Source organism: Pseudoselenomonas caprae, assembly GCF_008271345.1.
GTDB classification, from domain to species: domain Bacteria; phylum Bacillota; class Negativicutes; order Selenomonadales; family Selenomonadaceae; genus Selenomonas_A; species Selenomonas_A caprae.
The window spans coordinates 1-17307 of the sequence record NZ_VTOZ01000003.1 but is presented as its reverse complement, the minus strand read 5'-3'; the positions used below and the strand labels follow the sequence as shown (position 1 = coordinate 17307).

At 55.8% G+C, this 17307-nt stretch carries 18 protein-coding genes; 1 reads left to right on the top strand and 17 read right to left on the bottom strand.

Going from position 1 to position 17307, the window contains the following annotated elements; translation table 11 throughout:
• Positions 1 to 39 precede the first annotated feature (39 nt).
• The 17 genes from FZ041_RS01830 to pepT form a co-directional block, all read right to left on the bottom strand.
• A complete protein-coding gene (locus tag FZ041_RS01830) occupies positions 40 to 1029 on the bottom strand; it encodes a lysylphosphatidylglycerol synthase transmembrane domain-containing protein (protein ID WP_075441384.1) in 990 nt (329 codons plus the stop codon).
• 35 nt (positions 1030 to 1064) lie between these two features.
• Positions 1065 to 1853 (bottom strand): GTP cyclohydrolase FolE2, encoded by a 789-nt coding sequence (gene folE2, locus FZ041_RS01825; RefSeq protein ID WP_149188339.1) that lies wholly within the window; start codon positions 1851 to 1853, stop codon positions 1065 to 1067.
• Between the two features lie 28 nt (positions 1854 to 1881).
• A complete protein-coding gene (gene rpe, locus FZ041_RS01820; protein ID WP_149188338.1) occupies positions 1882 to 2526 on the bottom strand; it encodes a ribulose-phosphate 3-epimerase in 645 nt (214 codons plus the stop codon).
• The gene (rsgA, locus tag FZ041_RS01815) at positions 2523 to 3431 is read right to left on the bottom strand and encodes a ribosome small subunit-dependent GTPase A (protein WP_149188337.1); all 909 of its coding nucleotides are present in this window, start codon (positions 3429 to 3431) and stop codon (positions 2523 to 2525) included. Before rsgA ends, rpe begins: the two co-directional genes overlap by 4 nt.
• 14 nt (positions 3432 to 3445) lie before the next feature.
• Complete coding sequence (gene pknB / locus FZ041_RS01810) at positions 3446 to 5224, bottom strand: Stk1 family PASTA domain-containing Ser/Thr kinase (RefSeq protein WP_149188336.1); 1779 nt, start codon at positions 5222 to 5224, stop codon at positions 3446 to 3448.
• Positions 5225 to 5277: 53 nt separating this feature from the next.
• Positions 5278 to 6675: a peptidoglycan D,D-transpeptidase FtsI family protein gene (locus tag FZ041_RS01805; RefSeq protein WP_075441374.1), complete on the bottom strand. Its 1398-nt coding sequence runs from the start codon at positions 6673 to 6675 to the stop codon at positions 5278 to 5280.
• A complete protein-coding gene (locus FZ041_RS01800) occupies positions 6668 to 7939 on the bottom strand; it encodes an FtsW/RodA/SpoVE family cell cycle protein (protein ID WP_075441372.1) in 1272 nt (423 codons plus the stop codon). The genes FZ041_RS01805 and FZ041_RS01800 overlap by 8 nt, the downstream gene beginning before the upstream one ends.
• Positions 7936 to 8640: a Stp1/IreP family PP2C-type Ser/Thr phosphatase gene (locus tag FZ041_RS01795; protein ID WP_075441370.1), complete on the bottom strand. Its 705-nt coding sequence runs from the start codon at positions 8638 to 8640 to the stop codon at positions 7936 to 7938. Before FZ041_RS01795 ends, FZ041_RS01800 begins: the two co-directional genes overlap by 4 nt.
• A gap of 4 nt (positions 8641 to 8644) precedes the next feature.
• The gene (locus FZ041_RS01790) at positions 8645 to 9088 is read right to left on the bottom strand and encodes an FHA domain-containing protein (protein ID WP_371262998.1); all 444 of its coding nucleotides are present in this window, start codon (positions 9086 to 9088) and stop codon (positions 8645 to 8647) included.
• 10 nt (positions 9089 to 9098) lie between these two features.
• Positions 9099 to 9842 (bottom strand): FhaA domain-containing protein, encoded by a 744-nt coding sequence (locus FZ041_RS01785; protein ID WP_075441366.1) that lies wholly within the window; start codon positions 9840 to 9842, stop codon positions 9099 to 9101.
• Positions 9843 to 9934: 92 nt separating this feature from the next.
• Positions 9935 to 10978, bottom strand: coding sequence for a dual-specificity RNA methyltransferase RlmN (gene rlmN, locus FZ041_RS01780; RefSeq protein WP_187626276.1), 1044 nt, complete (start codon positions 10976 to 10978; stop codon positions 9935 to 9937).
• 13 nt (positions 10979 to 10991) lie between these two features.
• Positions 10992 to 12326: a 16S rRNA (cytosine(967)-C(5))-methyltransferase RsmB gene (gene rsmB / locus FZ041_RS01775; protein ID WP_075441364.1), complete on the bottom strand. Its 1335-nt coding sequence runs from the start codon at positions 12324 to 12326 to the stop codon at positions 10992 to 10994.
• Positions 12327 to 13127, bottom strand: coding sequence for a DUF116 domain-containing protein (locus tag FZ041_RS01770; RefSeq protein WP_075441362.1), 801 nt, complete (start codon positions 13125 to 13127; stop codon positions 12327 to 12329). It abuts the gene before it with no gap.
• Between the two features lie 52 nt (positions 13128 to 13179).
• On the bottom strand, positions 13180 to 14115 hold the full coding sequence (fmt, locus tag FZ041_RS01765) for a methionyl-tRNA formyltransferase (protein WP_075441360.1): 936 nt from the start codon (positions 14113 to 14115) through the stop codon (positions 13180 to 13182).
• Entirely contained in the window at positions 14112 to 14579 is a 468-nt protein-coding gene (gene def, locus FZ041_RS01760; RefSeq protein ID WP_075441358.1) for a peptide deformylase, read from the bottom strand. Before def ends, fmt begins: the two co-directional genes overlap by 4 nt.
• A 4-nt stretch (positions 14580 to 14583) precedes the next feature.
• Positions 14584 to 15438 (bottom strand): amidohydrolase family protein, encoded by an 855-nt coding sequence (locus FZ041_RS01755; RefSeq protein WP_149188334.1) that lies wholly within the window; start codon positions 15436 to 15438, stop codon positions 14584 to 14586.
• A 9-nt stretch (positions 15439 to 15447) separates the two neighbouring features.
• Entirely contained in the window at positions 15448 to 16698 is a 1251-nt protein-coding gene (gene pepT, locus FZ041_RS01750) for a peptidase T (protein ID WP_149188333.1), read from the bottom strand.
• Between the two features lie 157 nt (positions 16699 to 16855).
• Between pepT and FZ041_RS01745 the strand changes: the two genes are divergently transcribed.
• Positions 16856 to 17140: a hypothetical protein gene (locus tag FZ041_RS01745; protein ID WP_149188332.1), complete on the top strand. Its 285-nt coding sequence runs from the start codon at positions 16856 to 16858 to the stop codon at positions 17138 to 17140.
• The last annotated feature ends 167 nt before the right edge of the window (positions 17141 to 17307 follow it).

The window sequence follows — 17307 nt, the reverse complement described above, 5'->3', positions numbered from 1 at the left end:
CACCGGTAAGACCAGGCATACCAGCGGGGCTGTCTTCTATCACTTGTTCAACTGCCTGTTAAGGAAGTCACGGCCGAACACCGTCAACGTATAGTAAAGACCGATCAAGAACGGAATGTATTCGGCAATCAGCCGCCAGCATACCGCGACAATGCCCACGGTACCAGCCGGGACTGTCTCACTGAAAAGCAGCACAAAGCCGCCCTCGGCGATGCCGGATCCCCCCGGCGTCGGCGTGAAATACAGCAGCATGTTCAGAAAGATCATGCGGCCCATGACTGTATACCAATCGGCATCCGTCACGCCGAGCCCCAATAGAAGGCACGGCACGATGGCATAGATGCAGAGCAGATTGAGTCCCGATTCCAGGAACACCAGCAGCATGCAGCGCGGTGCCTTGGACAGGAGGCTGATGGCACTCTTGGTATCCCGGTAGAAGGCAAAAAACTTGCGGCGCCGCTCATTCTTCATGCGCTTGGAACAACGGACGACCACGTAATCCAGATAACCACGCCGCGCGCCAACAATAATCGCCAGGATGACCGCAAAGGCCGTCAACGTGATGCCCATCAGTGTCTCATTCGACACCCCTGGAATGATGCCCGCATCGTGCATGAAGATAAAGGGCATGCAGAACACCAGGAACAGGATAGACAACAGCGTGCGCACTATGACCAATACCGTCGCCTTGCCTGTCGGCACCCCTGCATGGCGCAGGAACATCAGCTGGGCCACGGCACCACCCGTCGCCCCCGGCGTCAGCAGCGCCAAGAAATAATTGCCGAAAATGACTTGTACCGCTTGGTACAAGGTAATCTTCTCATTTGAAATTTTCACCATGTGCATCAGACGGCTGCCATCAAAGAACATGCCCAAGCTGACAGCAAGTATCGCCAATGCAATCGACCATGGCTGGAATTTGTCCAGATTCCGCAGCGTGTGGATATCGACCGTCGAATAGATGACAATGCCGGATATCACGAGGACGAGCAGTATCAAGAACAAAAAACGCTTGTAAAACTTATTCATGCAAACCGTCCCTCAGGATAGTTGTTTTCTCTCATTCAGACCAATGTTTCCTCATGCGCCGCAAAAGCACTGTGATTGTGGATGGACTCATAGTTCTCGCACTCGACGGAGAACCAGGCCAGCCCCTCGAGCTCACGCAGGTTCAGGACAACATCGCGCAGGATATCCTCAACAAACTTCGGATTCTCATACGCCGCCTCCGTCACGAATTTCTCATCCTCACGTTTGAGCAGCGGATAGATCGGCGACGAGCCCTGCTTTTCGATCAATGCGGCCAGATCCTCGATGTAGATGCAATCTACGCCGGACTTGAAGCGCAGCTGGATGCGCGCGACCGACCGCTGATTGTGTGCCCCATACTGCGAAATCTCCTTGCTGCATGGGCAGAGCGAAGTGAAGGGCACATCGACACCAAGCTGGAATTCGAGCTCCCCGCCCCTGCTCTTGCGCCCCGTAAAGCAGCAGTCAAGATCAAGCACCGATTTCTTGCCACTGACCGGTGCTGTCTTGTCAACAAAATACTTGAAGGACAATTCTACCTCAGCCGACTTCGCATCAAGATGATCGAGTGCCTCGGCTAACATCTTATCGATTTCCGGTTCAGCTACCGGCTTCTGGCTCCACGGCATCAGTATCTCCAGGAAACGGCTCATATGCGTGCCCTTATACTCACTGGGCAAGGCCACCGTAAAACGGATACAAGCCAGCACCTGCTGGAAGCCGCCATCCTTCGTCTTGATAAGGAATGGCAGATGTGCATCCTTGATACCGACACGCTGTATCGCAATCCCCCGGACATCGCCCCGGCTCTGTACGTCCTGCATTTCAGATTCTCCTCGTTCCTTCATCTGCTCAGCCACGGATTGCCTGGATTGCCGCCGCAGCATCCTCTGCACCATAGATTGCCGAACCAGCTACGAGCACATTGGCGCCAGCCTCGCGCACGAGCTTGCTCGTCTCGGCATTGATGCCGCCATCGACCTCGATATCACAGGCAAAGCCCATATCCTTGATGGTATGGTACAGCATATGGATCTTATCGAGCTGGGACGCGATGAATTTCTGGCCGCCAAACCCTGGGTTTACCGTCATGATGAGCACCATATCCACATCGGCGATAAGCTCTTCGATCATAGCCAGCGAAGTGCCCGGATTGACGGCGATACCCGCCTTGCAACCTGCGGCCTTGATCTGCTGGATGATGCGATGCGGATGTTTCGCCGCCTCGACATGGAACGTGATGATGTCTGCGCCAGCCTCGGCAAACGCCTCGATCTGCGTCTCAGGATGTTCCGTCATCAGATGGACATCAAAGACAGCCTTGGACGTCTTGCGCAGGCTCTTGACCACGGGCGACCCCAGCGTGATATTCGGCACGAACGTGCCATCCATGACATCGATATGGATATACTCGGCACCAGCATCGGTAACCTTCTTCACTTCATCAGCCAGATGCGCAAAGTCAGCCGACAGGATGGAGGGTGCAATCTTGATCATTTATATTCCTTCTTTCGTGCAATCTTTTGATTCTCTTTGATTTCTTCGTAGATGTTCACATATGCGTCGTAACGCTCCTGCGTGATAGCGCCAGCTGCAACGGCAGCTTTCACCGCACAGTCCGGCTCATGCGTATGGCTGCAGGGCGCAAACCGGCAAGCATCAAGATGTGGCCGGAATTCGGGGAAATATCCTGGCAGATCCTGTATATCCAGCTCGGTGAGCTCCATCGCACTGAAGCCCGGCGTATCGACGATAAAACCGCCCGCATAGGGCAGAAGCTCCGCGACACGCGTCGTATGGCGGCCGCGCTTGATTTTCTCACTGACTTGGCCGGTCTGCAAGGACAGCCGTTCATCAATGCGATTCAGCAGCGACGACTTGCCGACACCGGATGGCCCGGCAAAGACTGTCGTCTCGCCCTGCAGCTGCTGCCGCAGCGCCTCGATGCCCTCCCCCTGTTGTGCCGAGACACGCAGGACAGGATAGCCGATCTGCTCATATGCTTTGAGGAATGCCCCTATGTCACCAGCATACAGATCCTGCTTATTGACGCAGATGACGATCTTCGGGATTCCCGACCATTCAGCCAATACCAGGAAACGATTCAGCAGCAGCGGATGGAGATCCGGCTGTGCCGCCGCAAAAGTCAGCACCACCTGCGTGATATTGGCCACGGCCGGCCGCTTGAGCAGGCTCGTGCGCGGCAGCTGCTCCTCAACCACACCACTGCCATCCGGCAGCCGGTCGATGCGCACGCGGTCGCCGGGCACCACACCGATGCTGCGCCGCGATTTCTTGAACTTTCCCCGCAGCTTGCAGGTGACAAGCTCCTGACCAGCTTCTGCCTCAGTCAGCACATAGAAAAAACTGTTATAGGCCTTGATGACTCGCCCTTCTTGCATGAACGTTCCCTTTCTCAGCGGCTCTTGGTTCCTTCTGTCGACCGCTGCACTGCCGGAGCCCCATTCTCCTGCTTATTGTTTTTCTTATCGCTGTCCTTCTTGCCCTTGTCCACAGACGCTTCGGCCACGACGAGATTGACGGCCGTGCCTTCTGCTATCGAGCTGCCGCCAGCCGGACTCTGGCTGACAACGGTCCCTTCTGCCTGCTTGCTGGGCTCTTTGGACACACTGCCGACATGGAAGCCTGCACTCGTGATAGCCTCCTTAGCTGCCTCCAGCGGCAAACCAGTCACATCAGGGACAGAAACCTTCTTCTCTTTCTTGCCCTTGCTGACCGTGATGTCAACACTCTGTCCCTTGTTGATCTTGCTGCCAGCCCGCGGATCTGTCGCTATGACCGTACCGGCTTCCTCGTCCGAATTCCGCTCATAGATAGAGCCGATCTTGAGCCCCATCTTCGTGAGCTTCTCTTCCGCATCCTTGCGGCTAAGCCCCTTGAGATCTGGCATCTCCAGGCTTTCGCCGCCCTTGCTGACGTAGATCGTGACCAGACGCTCCTCTTTGACCTTCGCGCCAGCTTCCGGATTCTGAGAGACAACCGTTCCTGCTGGCACACTTGCATCATAAGTCTCAGCCACATTGACCCGCAGCTTCTTGTCTTCAAGGATCTGCCGGGCCAGCGTCATCTGTTTGCCGGTCACATCTGGCACCACGACCTCAGCCGTGCTCCAGAATTTGCCATAACTCATGAACGCTCCTGCGAAGAAGCCCATGACCAGTACCATGATAAGGCCGGCAATGAACGCCTTGGACTTGAAGATCGATTTCTCCTGCTCAGGTTCCTCATCCTCATACGACGCTGCCTGATGGCGTTCGCGCCGCGAGACAACCGGTTCAGCCGGCTCTTCTACGCGCGGCAGTACCTGCGTAGCAAAGGGATCAGCTGGTGCTGCCGGTCCAAAGCCCTGTCCTGCCCCCAGCATCTGCTCAGCCTGCTGGATATCATGCATGAACTCCGCGGCCGCCGGACGCATGGCAGGATCCTTGCTCATAGCCCGCGCCACGATGGCCTCGACGACCGGCGGGATGGCAGGATCGAGCTGGCGCACCGATACTGGCTCCTCCTGCAGATGCTTCATCGCGATGCTCACCGGCGTCTCTCCGGTAAAGGGCAGCGCTCCGGTAAGCATCTCATAGAGCACCACGCCCAGCGAATAAACATCAGACTTCGGGGTGATCAGCGTGCCCTTGGCCTGTTCCGGGGAGAAATAGTGTACCGACCCCACCACATTGCCCGTATAGGTCATCGTAGACTCCGTGACCGCACGCGCAATGCCGAAGTCTGCGACCTTGGCACTGCCATCCGGCATCATCAGGATGTTATGCGGCTTGATATCGCAATGGACCAGATTATTCGCATGGGCATGTGCCAGCGCCCGCGCGATATCCTTGGCAACCTGCAGCGCATCGCCCACAGAAAGATGGCCTTCCTGCTTGATTCTGTCCTTCAACGTGCGGCCAGGCACGTACTCCATGACAATATAATGCGCGTCATCCATCACACCAACGTCGAAGATGTTGACGATATTCGGATGCGACAAGCGTGCAGCCGCCTGCGCTTCGCGATTGAACTTATTGATGAATTCCGTATCGCTCTTGAACTGCTCATGCAGTATCTTTACGGCTACGGGGCGATTGAGCAATAAATCCTGCGCCCTGTAGACATCTGCCATGCCACCGCCGCCGATCAGTTCCTGCAGCTCATAGCGTTGGTCTAATACACGCTTTATCATTAACTGTTCCTCCTAGACAAAAGTAAAATCTATCGAACACCCTGCATCCTTCTCTAATTCTGCAAGCTAAGGATCACCTTACGGGCAATCGGGGCCGCCTGGGTACCGCCGCCGCCACCATTTTCCACGATGATAGCAAACGCAATCCGGCGGTTGCGAAGCTCAGCCGAACCGATGAACCAGGCATGATCCTCGCCAGCCGCATTCTCGGCTGTACCGGTCTTGCCCGTCACACGCACACCGCTGACTTGAGCCGCCCGGCCCGTGCCCCTGGTGACAACATCTTCCATATAGCTGTCGATCTTCGCGGCCATCTCCGGCGTCGTGACCGTCAGCCATTTTTCGGGACGCGTATCCGCAATGACCATTCCGCCTGGCGTGATGACCTGCTGCACCAGATAGGGCTTCATCATCGTTCCGCCATTTGCATATGCAGCAGCCAGCAAGGCCATATGCATCGGCGTCACCAGCAAGGTGCTCTGGCCGATGGCCGTCTGCGCCTGATCGCCGCTGCCCAGCTTGCCGAAGTCAGGCAGATGCGGTCTGGCCATGAGTATCTCGCCCCCCAGCCCGCGGTCAAAGCCAAACCGTTCAAAACTCTTCTTGAGCTTGGCATCGCCCAGACGCATTCCCAGCGTGCCAAACGTGACGTTGCACGATTCAGTCAGTGCCTTGCGCAGATCCACTTTGCCGTGGACCTCGCCATGGCTCTCGCGGATGGAGTGGCCGCCGCCTACATCCAGCTCACCATTGCAGTCAAAGATTTCCTTCTCATCGGTCACACCCTCCGTCAATGCTGCATCGGCAATCATCGGCTTGATGGTCGACCCCGGCGGATACATGCCCTGCACCGCCCGATTCAGCAAGGCGCCATCGGCCTGCTGCGATAACTCTTTCCAATTGGCCTCGATATTGTTCGGATCATATGACGGTGCACTGACCATCGCCAGCACTGCACCAGTATCCGCATCGAGCACCACCACAGCGCCCTTGCGGCCATCGAGGCCATCATAGGCAGCCTGCTGGGCATCGGCTTCGATTGTCAGCCTGACGTCATTGCCACGCTCTGACTGGAATAACTGCGAGACAGCCCCCATATGGCTCAAGTCCTCGGACAGGCCCAGCAGTTCACGGTTGGCATGGCCTTCCACGCCAGCACTGCCGATATTCTCCCCGTTGTAACCTGTCACGGCAGCCATAGCCGCTCCCATCGGGTAGCTGCGGCTGCCATCCTGCCGGTTCTGTGCCAGCACACGCCCCTGTGCATCCAGGATCGCCCCGCGCCAGATATCCGCCCGAGCCGCAGCACGGCGCATATTCAGCGAATTGTTGGCAAGGCCATCAGCCTCCCAAGTGGAAAGATAAACGATATATGCGGTCAAAAGACCTGTCAGCACCAACAGAATCGATGCCGCTTGCAGGATTTGCCGCTTGATTTTCCAATCAGCCATGTTCCTGCTCCTTTGATAATGATACTAATAAGCCCAGCAAGATAAAGCTGGATACCAGGGAACTGCCGCCATAACTGATGAACGGCAGCGTGATGCCGGTAAGTGGCAGAAACTTCGTAACACCGGCGATGATGATGAACGCCTGCAGAAGCAGCAGCGAACTGCAGCCAGCAGCCATCAGCGCTTCCTTCTCGCTGCGGCAGGCAAGCGCGGCTTTGATGCCCCGCCAGAAAAACAGCACATAGCAGACAATCAGCATCATCGTCGCAATCAGCCCCATCTCCTCAGCGATAGCCGCAAAGATGAAATCCGTGTGCACCTCGGGGATGAAGCCTGGATGACCGAAGCCAAAGCCAGTGCCCCAGATTCCCCCTGTACCGAAGGCGAACAGCGACTGCACGATCTGATAGGCCATGCCATTCGGATCCTGCCACGGATCCAGCCAGATGTCAAAACGCACGCGCACATGGCCGAAAGCCGCATAGCTGGCAGCCGCGGCAATGCCGATGAACGCCAGCGCCAAAAACGCATACGACTTGCTGCCAGTCGCCATATAGGTCATGAGTACGGCCATGCCAAAGAACAGCAAGGCTGACCCCAGATCCTTCTCTACCACAAACATCAAGACCGCCATGCCCCAGATGCAGATAAGCGGGGCGATGAAGCGGATAGGCGGCAGGCGCAGCAGCAGGAAGCGCCGCGAAGGCAGTGTCAGTACCCGCCGATGATCCGACAGGTACGAGGCAAGGAAAAATACCAGCAGGATCTTGCCAAATTCCGACGGCTGAACGGAAACAGGCCCCAAGACCAGCCAGTTCTTGCTGCCGCCGATCTCTGTGCCAAACACCAGGGGCAGACCGAGCAGGAACACACAGACAATCCCCAACAGATAAGGATAACTGAGCATCCGCCGAATGCGGCTCCAAAAGCGCAATACCAAGATCATCACGAACATCGCCACACAAAGCCACTGCAGCTGGCGGACGAGCAGTGATGGCTTGAGCCTGGCTATCTCAACGATGCCGACACTTGCCAGGGTCATAACGATCGGAAACAGGAACGTATCCTCATGCCGCCGGATGATGACTGCCTGGATGAACAGTGCCAGCAGAATCACACCGGCCAGCCACGGTATATAGGCCAGCGGTCCCTGCAGCACATCAGCCGTCAGCTTCGAGCCACCGGGATTCATCTTCAAGTAAAGCACGCTCAGGCCACAGAGGACGATTCCCAAGGGTGCGGTAAGTAATCCCCAATTCTTCATGGGCCACACACCACCACGATTGCTGTGATATTATCGCGGCCGCCGCCAGCCAATGCCTGCTGGATGAGCTCTGCTGCCGGGTCTTCTCCCCCAGCACGGAGGATTTCCCCGATTGCATCATCATCGACGGCCTTCATCAAGCCATCCGTCGCCAGCAGCAGGATATCCTGCTGCTGCACGCTGAAGCGGCCTGTATCGACTTCAAGGTCAGCCTCGACCCCAACAGCTCGCGTCAGATAATTCCGTTTCGGATGCACACGGGCCTCGGCCTCAGTGATCGTGCCTTCCACCACCAAGTCTTCCACATAGGAATGGTCGCGCGTGACCTGCCGCAGCGAGTCGCCACGCAGCAGATACAAGCGGCTGTCACCGACATGGGCCCAATAGGCTTCATCGCCAGCCAGGTGCAGGACCGTGGCCGTAGTGCCCATGCCTTTATAATCCGGATTTTCTTTCTCACAATCCAAAATGGCCCGGTTCCCCGCCAGCACAGCCTGACGCAGTTCCTCTTCCCCGATTGCTGCTACGCCTGACAACTGGCGGCGAACCGTATCCGTAAGCAGATGGCTGGCCACTTCACCGGCCACATGGCCGCCCATGCCGTCAGCCACCACATACGTCGAAGGCTCAAACACCACCGCACAATCTTCATTTCTCGGACGGACCAGACCAACATCGGTGGCCTCGTATACCTGAATCATCAGCTCACCTCTCGAATCTCAATGCGACCATGCCAATGCGGACAATGTCGCCTGGCTTGATATAAGCCCTGCCTTCCAGCACTTGATCATTCACATACGTGTGATTCATGCTGCCCAGGTCTTCAACGACATACTGATTGCCATGCTGATAGATGACCGCATGATGATGCGACACAAATCCCTCAGGGATCACGATATCGTTATCCTCTCCACGGCCGATGGCAATCTGCTCCTGGAAAGCAAACCGCCTGCCAGCAAGATTTTCTTCCTCAGCCTCCAGCACGGAAAGCACAGCTTCATTCTGGCTGGTCTCCGGCCGCCGCTGCTGCCTGCTCTCCTTGCGGATTTCCATAAACATACGCCGTGTGAGCTTCGTGGCAAACCACAGCAGCCATAGCAGCATGCCATATTCGAGTATCACGCGGACACCCTTCAAAATCATCGCCATTGCCGGCAATTCAAATCACCTCATATACTAAAACCGTGGAACCTGCCTTGATCTTATCGCCCGCTTGCAGACAATGCGTATCCACGCGCTTGCCATTCACAAACGTGCCATTCGTACTCTGTGCATCGTGCAGGATATGACGATGCTCCTCATATGTGATCCAGGCATGAAGCCGCGATGCTTTCGTATCGGTCAGGATAAATTCATTTTTGTCCCGGCGGCCGATATAGATCTTCTTCTCACCAAATTCCAGATAAGCATCCTTATCCGGCCCCTCCAGTACCGTCAGCGATACCGTCTTGTACTCACGGGGGAGATTCAATGGCGTGCTGGCCAAAAGAGCAGACCGCTCCAAGACGATCGTATTGGCTGCCGCCTCAGACTGCTGGGGCGTCGGCAGCTCCTCATAGGAGGATTCAAGCGTGTAGGTTCCAATGCCCCGCGCCTTATCCTGCCGGCACTCGATCCGCAATTGACCTGTCATGCGATAATTCTGCAGGATCACCTGTTTCTCCACCGCAGCATACAAGGTGTCGATGACACGCTGGGCACAGAACCGCTGGTAATCATCGCCAGCTAAAGTGAATGCATAGCAGTTCGGCACTTGATGCATGGCCTTGCCACGCCCCTGCCGCGCCACTTCTTTTTCGATTCCCTTGATCAGCTCAACCAATTCCAGGCTGCTGCTGAACCTTTTGTTGAAAAATCCTTCGATATGGTTTTCGAGGAACGATTCCAGCTTGCCGATTCCCATAAAACAGACCTCCTTTTCCTGTCTGTTTTCCTTTTTGTCCATTATAGCAGAAAGCCTCCGCCATGCCTAGGCTGCACGCCTCCAGACCCCCTTCAGTCTTGCAGATGCTTGTTGCGCAGCTGCCCACAGGCAGCCTGAATGTCAGTTCCCATCTCGCGGCGAACCGTAACGTTCACATGATGATCGGCCAGATATTTCTCAAACCAATCGATGCGTGCCTTCGAGGGCCGCAGCAGATTGCGCTCAACTACGGGGTTGATGGGGATGAGATTGACACTGGCCAGCTGTCCCTTCAGCAAGGCGGATAGCTCCCGTGCCTGCTGCTCACCGTCATTGAGCTGATCGATGAGGATATACTCATAGGTCACACGCCGCTTCGTCGTATCGGCATAATGCTTGGCCGCCGCTATGACATCCGCCAAAGGATACTTGCGGTTGATCGGCATGATCTGCGAACGCAGCTCCTGATTGGGCGCATGCAGCGATACCGACAACGATATCGGCATCCCCTCCTCTGCCAGCTTATACATATGCGGCACGATGCCCGAGGTCGACAGCGTGATGTTGCGATACCCCATGCCCAGCGTATAATCCTCATGGATCAGCCGCAGGAACGCAATGACGTTCTCATAGTTCATCAGTGGTTCTCCCGAGCCCATGATGACCATCGTATCGACCTTCGCTCCATTCTCTTCCTCATGCAGCATATCGTTGATGGTCACAGCCTGGGCAAGGATCTCTCCCTTCGTGAGATCACGGGCCATGCCGTGCAGCGTCGACGCACAGAATGCACAGCCCATATTGCAGCCAGCCTGGGTCGACACACAGATGCTATTGCCATACGGCTGCCGCATCAGCACGGTCTCGACTGCCGTTCCATCTGCATATTCCAGCAGAAACTTCGTCGTGCGTTCATCCTTGGAATCCAGACGATCCTTGATGCGCGGGCGGCCGATATTCAGCTGCTTTGCCAGTTCCTCGCGCAGAGACTTGGAAAGATTCGTCATCGCTGCAAAATCTTTCGCCCCACGCTGGTACATCCACTCCGCAATCTGCTTGGCACGGAATTTCTGAACCCTATATGGCGCCAGCACTTCCTGCAGCTCTGCCAGTGTCATTCCAAATATATCTTTCACGTTTCTTTCCTTTCTAGCCGCTGCGCCGCATGCGCGCGATAAAGAACCCATCGGTACCGTCATGCTGCGGGTAAAGCTGCACCATCTTTTCCTGCCGCTTCTGGCCTGGCAGGAAACTGCCTGTATCCTCCAGCACAAACCCTGGCTGTTCCGCTAGGAAAGCCTTGACTACGTCCTGATTTTCTGCCGCCTCGATCGTACAGGTACTATAAACCAGCACGCCGCCCTTCTTCACGGCCTTGGCTGCACTCTTGAGGATTTCCAGCTGCAGCGCCGGCAGGGCATCGATCTCAGCCGCCGTCTTGTTCCAGCGTGCATCGGGCTTGCGGCGCAGTACCCCCAGTCCCGAGCACGGTGCATCGACAAGCACGCGGTCTGCCTGGTCAGGATAAGCGTCGCCTACCTGACGCGCATCGAGCAGCTGCGTCTCGACGATGTGGATGCCCAGGCGCTCTGTGTTCTCCTTGATGCGCTCGAGCTTATGCTCGTAGACATCACCAGCCACAATGCGCCCCTTATCCTGCATCAGTGCTGCCATATGCGTCGTTTTGCCGCCGGGTGCACTGCAGCAGTCGATGATGAACTCTCCCGGCTGCGGATCGACGACATGCGCCACCAGCATCGAGCTCTCATCCTGCACTTGGCAAAGGCCCTGCTGCAGCGGCGTCAATGCATCCAAGGCACCATGACGCGTAATGCGTACGCCTTCTGGCGTCCACGCCGAGATCTCCGTCTCAGCTCCCTGTTCAGCCAGCTTGGCAAGCAGCTCCTGGCGGTCTGTCTTCAACGTATTCGTGCGCACGGAAAGAGTCGGCTCCCCGTTATTGAAGGCACAGAGATCACGCGCCTCATGGAAACCGAATTCTTTGACCCAGCGCTTAACGAGCCAGTATGGATGCTGGCTTTTCAGCGCCAGCTCCTCGACACCATGCCCCTTGCCGCTGGGGAATGCCGCTTTCTCCGGCTGCCGCACAGCCGTCCGCAGTACCGCATTGACGAACTTCGCCGTCCCCGCATTGCTGTATTTCTTGGCCAGATCGACGGCCGTATTGCAAGCAGCCGAAGCCGGCACCTTATCGAGGTAGAACAGCTGATAGATGCCGAGCCGCAGGATATCGCGCACCATGGGCTCGATCTTCCTGAGCGGACGGTCCACGTAACGGCGCAGGATCCAATCCAGCGTATCACCAGCCTTTACGGCACCATATACAAGTTCCGTCACAAAGCGGCGGTCACGGTCCTCAAGGCCAGCGCGGCGCAGCTCCCTGACTAACGCCACATTCGCATATGCACCCTTCTCATGCACTTCATTCAAGATTTTTACCGCGGTGTCACGCGCTTTGTCCATTTATTTCTCCTTCGGTATGATAATCTTCTCCAGCTGGGCCTTCACTTCGTCGATGTCCACATGGGTGTTATAGCACGGCCCGTTCGGCCGGATGTTGAGCACCCCCACCGCTGGCAGCGGATAGACATCCTGTATGCCGCTCATGAGATCGCGCTCACAGGCGATCGCCAGCACAGCCTTAGGCCGTGTCTGATAGACAATCTGCCGGGCCAGTGTGCCCCCCGTCGCCACGAAAAAGTGAAAGCCCATTTCCTCAGCCAGCGTCACGAGCGCACCGATGTCACAACCACCACAGCGCTTGCAGTTATTCGGGTCACGCGTGATCTTATGCGGACAGGTCGCCAGCTGCAGGCAGTGCGGCGTAACCACGAGCAGCCGGTCAGCTGGCACGCGGATTCCCATGCGGCCAAACATCAGGTTGCTCGTCGCGATGAATGAGCCCTCGAGCTTCCGCCGCCCAATGCCAAACGGCTTTGCCAGCCGCACAGCAACGGGAAAAAGCAGATTGATGAGCTCATAGGTCTGGCGCTGCAGCACTGGCAGATACGGCAGGTCCATCACGGCCAGCACCATATTGGCTATGCCCAGCAAGGAAACTGCCACCATAGCACCAAAGATGACACCGGCCACCATTGGCAGCACCGCAGCGATATTGGAAAGTCCCGGCGACGCGATATACCATATGCCATAGAGCACGGCAGCTGTCAAAAGCACAGTCAGCGACAGCATCGCCAGAAACAAGCGTTTCTTCGGCCGTCCGGGAATCACGATTTTCTTCTTATTCATGGATTGATCTGCCATTGTCAACCTCCAACAAATCTCACCTTTCTCGCATCCTGCTTCTCAAAATCCCTCAGGCAAATGCCGCCGGCAGGCTGATGCCATGGCCATTCAAGTAATCGGCTGCACGCATCTTCTTCTTCCCCGGTGCCTGCAGTTCCAGGATCTCCAGCAGTTCATCGCCAGCAGCTACCAGAAGTCCTTCCTTCTTGTCCGCTTTGACGACCGTCCCCGGAACGGCTTCAGTCTTGCAGCCCGTTTTCTTCGTCAGCCAGATCTTATACTTCTTGCCATCCAGCTCCGTGAATGCCCCCGGCCACGAATTCAGGCCGCGCACGAGATTATGGACCTGCTGCGCTGGCTTTGACCAGTCAATATGCCCGGTCTCCTTCGTGAGCATCGGCGCATAGTTCGACTCACCAGTCTGCGGCGTACGCGTAAGCGTCCCCTCGGACAGCTGTTCCAGCGTCGTCATGAGCACATCCGCCCCCATCGCCATCAGGCCGTCATGGACTGCTTCCAGCGTCATATCCGGACCAATCGGCAGTTCTTGTTTGAGCAGCATATCGCCCGTATCAAGGCCAGCATCCATGAACATCGTCGTTACGCCGGTCTTGACCTCACCATTGATGACACACCACTGCATCGGTGCTGCCCCACGGTAGCGCGGCAGCAGCGATGCATGCACATTGATGCAGCCATAGGGCGGGATATCCAGGATGCGCTGCGACAGGATCTGGCCAAAAGCCACGACGACCATCAGATCCGGCTTGAGCTCCTCGAGCTTGGCCGTGAACTCCTCTGTCTTGATCTTTTCCGGCTGATAGACCGGCAGCTCATGTTCTACCGCCCAAGCCTTGACCGGTGACGGCATCAGCTTCTGCCCGCGGCCACGTGGCTTGTCCGGCTGCGTGATGACACCGATGACTTCGCACTGCTCATGCAGGGCAGCCAGGCACGGCACGGCAAACTCCGGCGTACCCATAAAGATTACACGGAACTTCTTCATTCCTGATTCCCCCTGCGGATGCTTTTCGCCACATCAATGAACAGCTGGCCCTCCAGATGATCCAGCTCATGCTGGATGCAGCGTGCGAGCAGCCCCGTTGCCGTCAGATGCTGTTTCTTGCCCCGGCGGTTCAGGAACTCTACCTTGACCTTGGCCGAGCGCTCAACCTCACCGAAGATATTCGGTACCGAAAGACAGCCTTCCGTATCCAGCGCCGTTCCCTCACGGAACGTGATGACCGGATTGATGAGCTCGATGAGCCCATGGTCATCCTGGCAGTCGATGACGACAAGCCGGATAGACTTGCCGATCTGCGGTGCGGCCAGGCCCACACCATCGTTCTGATACATGGTTTCAGCCATGTCATCCATCAGTTTCTTCAGCTGCTTGTCAATCTTCTCGACTGGCGCACAGACTTCCTTCAAGACCGGATCGCCAGCCTTCTTTATCTCTAATAATGCCATTCCATTACTCCTTCACTTGATATCGATTTATGGTATTCTCTTCCGTCAACTGCAGATGATAGACACGCTGGGCATTTGCAGCGAACACGGCCTCCCAATGCCCGGCGGGGATGATTTCCTTGGTGAACTTGATATAGTCACCAAGATTTGCCAGTGGCCAGTCCGTACCGAACAGGAACCGGTCATAGCTGTCAAGATACTCAAGCCAGCCCTTCATGCGGTCGATATAGAAATGCTTCTTCTGCAGGAATGCCGCAAAATCGGGGATTTTAGCCGTAAGTATCCCCGACAGGTCAACCACGACATTGGGATTCTTCTCAATCACCGCCGCTGCATCCTCAAACCACGGCTCGCCAAAGTGGCACATGACAAACTGCACCCCGCGGAATTTCGTAGCCGCCTCATCCATGACCAGCGGGTGGCTGTACTTGAGCAGCGCGTCGTTTGATGCCGTAAGCCCCATATGGACAGCCACAGGCTTATCATACTTCTCCGCTAACTCGTAAAAGGGCTCCAGGCAGTCATCATAGATATAGAAATAATTGTAGCCTGGATACAATTTGAGCCCCACACACTGTGGATTCTGGAAGTGCCGCCTCACCAGCGCCGCCTGGGCTTTGATTGTTTCACGGTCAAAGCCCGTGCGGCTGTCAATGCCCACACAATAACTCATGAAGCGCGGGTACTGCGGCGCCGTATTCTCCAGCGGCAGATTGCCCATGATGATGCCATGCACCATGCCTCGGGCGCGGTACTGCTCTGCCAAATGCTCTGCATTGTTCTCGTGGCCTGCCGCCTTGGCGATCTCATCGAAATAGGCGTCCGCCCCCATATGCAGATGCGCGTCAATGATCTTCATCGCTATCCCTTATTTCTTCAACGCTGCCGCTCCCACCGCGATGCCGAGAACCGTCTCCCCGGCTTTCTTGAGGGATTCGAGCGGCAGATACTCAAACCGGCCGTGGAAGTTGGCCCCGCCCGTAAAGATATTCGGGCATGGCAGTCCCATGAAGGACAAGCGCGCACCATCCGTGCCACCACGGATTGGCTGCACATCCGGCGTAACGCCGCAGCCTTCCATGGCCTGCTTGGCCAATTCCACCACATACATATTGCCATCCGCGATTTTCTCGAGCATGTTGTAATAGACATCATGCGGCGTGATCTCTACTGTGCCCTCACCATACTTAGCATTGAGGAAATCCGCTATCGTCTGCAGCATGGCCTTGCGGGCCTCAAACTTCTGACGGTCATGGTCGCGGATCAGCATATGCATCGTGCACTTCTCCACACCGCCCTCGAGCTTGTGTACCTGATAGAAGCCTTCATAGCCTTCCGTATACTCCGGCTTCTCCCCGGCTGGCAGCATCTGCTGCCACTCAGCGGCCACGCTAAGCGCATTGATCATCTTGCCTTTGGCACTGCCCGTATGCATGCTGCGGCCATGGAACGTGATAGTCGGATTCGCCGCATTGAAGTTCTCATATTCCAGTCCGCCAAGCTCACCACCATCAATCGTATAGGCAAAATCAGCCGCAAACTTCTTAACATCGAAGCGGTCGGCACTGCGTCCCACCTCCTCATCAGGCGTGAAGCCGATGCGGATCTTGCCATGCTTGATTTCCGGATGTTTGACAAGATATTCCATAGCACTCACGATAGCCGTGACGCCAGCCTTGTCATCAGCGCCCAAAAGCGTCGTGCCATCGGTGAACATGATGTCCTGACCCTTGTACTTGAGCACCTCGGGGAAATCCTTCGTCGAAAAAACAATCGGGCCATTCTCGTTGAGCACGACATCCTTGCCATCATAATCCTTGACGATCTGCGGTTTGATGTCCGCCCCAGAGGCATCAGGACTCGTATCCACATGCGCGATGAAGCCGACGACCGGCGCCTCCGTGACGCCATTTGCTGGCAGGGTTGCCATGACATAGCCATGGTTATCAAGCTCGACCTCTTCCAGGCCGATTTCCTTCAATTCTTCGGCGAGATGTTTGGCCAGTACCAACTGTCCCGGCGTACTCGGGCAGACCTTATCATTTTCTTCGTCAGACTGCGTATCAAAGCTGATATAGTCCTTAAAACGTTTTACTAATACATCCATTTCCAGTTCCATGGATAAAACACCTCGATCAATATTTCTATTTATACATCATTACATTATAGCAAAGTTCCCCAGGAAAGTCCAAACTCGTGCTATGGTAATTGCATCCCCAAAGATGGTATAATCAGAAAAGAACCGCTAACCATTCCAACATAAGGGAGGAACTATCATGAATGTCAAGAACAGACTGCAAACCATGCCGCTTGGCTGGCCACTAGCCTTGGCCTCAGCCGGCACCATCGCCACCATCTTCGCCGGGAAGAAACTGCATGTCGCTTTCGGCGCAGCTTGGGGAATCCTCTCCGTCTGGCACACTTGCCAGCATTATGGGAAGATGAAACATGACCTCCAGAAAGCACAGGACTACCTGCGCACAGGCATCGCTCCCAAAGGGCAGCGCCCCGATGCCTACACGCTGGCTATGGCCAGATATGCCAATCACCAGAAACGCTGACAAAAAATATAGAGGGTGTGACAAAATGCGAAAGCATTTTGTCCACCTTCTTTTTTCATGCCTATTTTTACTTTTTAGAGAATAACCGCTGAAAAATGGGCACAAAGCCCCTTTCCCCATAAAACAGTATTTTTACAGATTATGCGGCTTTCTTCAAACGTAACTTC